The organism is Methylobacterium dankookense (assembly GCF_902141855.1).
Lineage (GTDB): Bacteria > Pseudomonadota > Alphaproteobacteria > Rhizobiales > Beijerinckiaceae > Methylobacterium > Methylobacterium dankookense.
This window is the reverse complement of record NZ_CABFVH010000112.1, coordinates 1-1,810: the sequence shown is the minus strand read 5'-3', so window position 1 is coordinate 1,810 and position 1,810 is coordinate 1. Positions and strand designations below refer to the sequence as shown.

The 1,810-nt window shown below is 55.1% G+C and carries 2 protein-coding genes and 1 pseudogene; all 3 read right to left on the bottom strand.

The window, feature by feature from the left end:
* Window positions 1–1,089 precede the first annotated feature (1,089 nt).
* Window positions 1,090–1,215 (bottom strand): hypothetical protein, encoded by a 126-nt coding sequence (locus tag MTDSW087_RS31290; protein WP_280525298.1) that lies wholly within the window; start codon window positions 1,213–1,215, stop codon window positions 1,090–1,092.
* Window positions 1,216–1,382: 167 nt separating this feature from the next.
* Window positions 1,383–1,577, bottom strand: coding sequence for a hypothetical protein (locus tag MTDSW087_RS29755; RefSeq protein ID WP_144769387.1), 195 nt, complete (start codon window positions 1,575–1,577; stop codon window positions 1,383–1,385).
* 150 nt (window positions 1,578–1,727) lie between these two features.
* Window positions 1,728–1,810, bottom strand: a pseudogene (locus tag MTDSW087_RS29750) (IS5/IS1182 family transposase); the annotation flags it as partial.

Genomic DNA, 1,810 nt, shown 5'->3' with positions numbered 1-1,810 from the left:
AGAAGACCAGCGAGGCCGCGGCGAGCCAGCCGAGCGCCAGGGCGGGCCGCCCGCTCCGGCCGATCAGGAAGAAGCCCAGCACCGCACACGGCAGGAATACGAACAGGAATGGCGGGGACGCGAACAGCATTTTGTACGCCCTCCCTCTACAACTATTGGATAGTTTTGACAGACAAATGGATTATTGTGATCCAATTGTGCGAATGCGCTTCGTGAAATCAATATTCGTGCGGACAAATCGATTCGCTGACGGCGTATCTCGCAATCGCATTGCGGAACTTGACGGATGTCAAATTACGAATTTCGCATATCTTGTTAGGCACAAAATCATACAGAAGCCTGGACTGCCATCGCAGAATGTGGGGCGGCTCCATTCTGAGCCTTGCTCGCATGATTGCCCGCACCTGCTGCAATGGGCATCCACGACGGCGAATGATCGAGCGTTTCATCGCTCAGCCCAGCCGCAACCGAAGTCTCCGGAAAGAGCAGAGGCCGTGATCGTCTCCGTCAAAGCCGTCAAAATATGCCGTGGCCAGCCTGATTCTCGTCAAACGCCTGGGCTGATCAGCCGAATTTTCTGGGCAGACTCTAGGATATCAGCCCCGCAACGATGTTACCTGAAATGAGATTTACACCTATTCGAAAGGCGTATCAGGGTATTATTGAATACTCAATTCGATCGGGTGTATGATCGGGTGTATGCATGTTGCTTCGACAGCCTATCTGAGCTCCACACGGAAGGAGTGTATCGAGTGTCGGGAGGCCGCCATGCGCATGCTCGTCTACGGAGGACAGAATTACAACAAGCCCACCCATCTCTTCGATGTTTTTGATTGATTCGAATGGAGCCAGGAACGTTACAAGTAGTAATTGCCGTCTCATATTCAGCCGAATATCAGACCAAGAAAAGGCTTAGCACTTTATGCACAAGTGCCGCTTATAAATTCCACAACCAATGGAATTGGCATGAAAAATCAAAGATGAATTCTCAAAATTGATTTTAATATCAAGCACATGATCCCAGCGACGAGTCTCAGCGCTGCATTCGTGTGCCCATAGAAAATAAACTCAACGATGCGATCTCTGTTCCTAGTGCCAGCGGTGAATGGACTGATGGCAGCCTTGAGTGTTGCCGCGTGAGATCAGCCGGTCGCGGCGCAGCGTGCGGCGCTCGGCTTCAGCCAGATCGGTGAGCGCGTCCTCGACCGCCTGCACCAGCGCCGCCCAGGTGCTCCCTACGCGGCCACCCAATAGTCGAAGGCGATCGACTCGGCCTCCCAGGACCGAACTTCCACAAGCTGCTGGTGCACCGGGCTGCCTCCGGACCTGAGAACAGAGACTGAATGTTCAGATCAGCACGCCGCGCGGGCGGGGTTAGCCCTTCACCGACTGGGTAAGGTCGTGTTGCCGAAGTCGATCCGGTCGGCGATCATCCAATGCGCCTCTTTCCCTGCGAGCATGATGGCTCCGCATGGGTCGACCCGGATCGTGCCCATCTGTGGATGCACGCCGAACAGCTCGATGTCGGTCCAGCCGAGGTTCTGCGCTTGCTCCCCAAACCGGTCGAGAAAAAGCATCGCGGCATGCGTCTTCTGCCAGCCCTCGCCTTAGAGCATTTTCCGTGATCCTTGGATCACGGAAAATGCTCTATCTCATTGATTGTGCCGCATTTTCTTTCGCGGAACCGGCAACCACTTCCGCGGACAATGCTCTAGGTCGCGGACTCATTAAGTTCGCAGCCAGACCCGCAGGGCTGCGAGCTTGACGCTGGCGAGGAAGTTGTCGGGGTCCTTGTCGTAGCGCGTGGCGA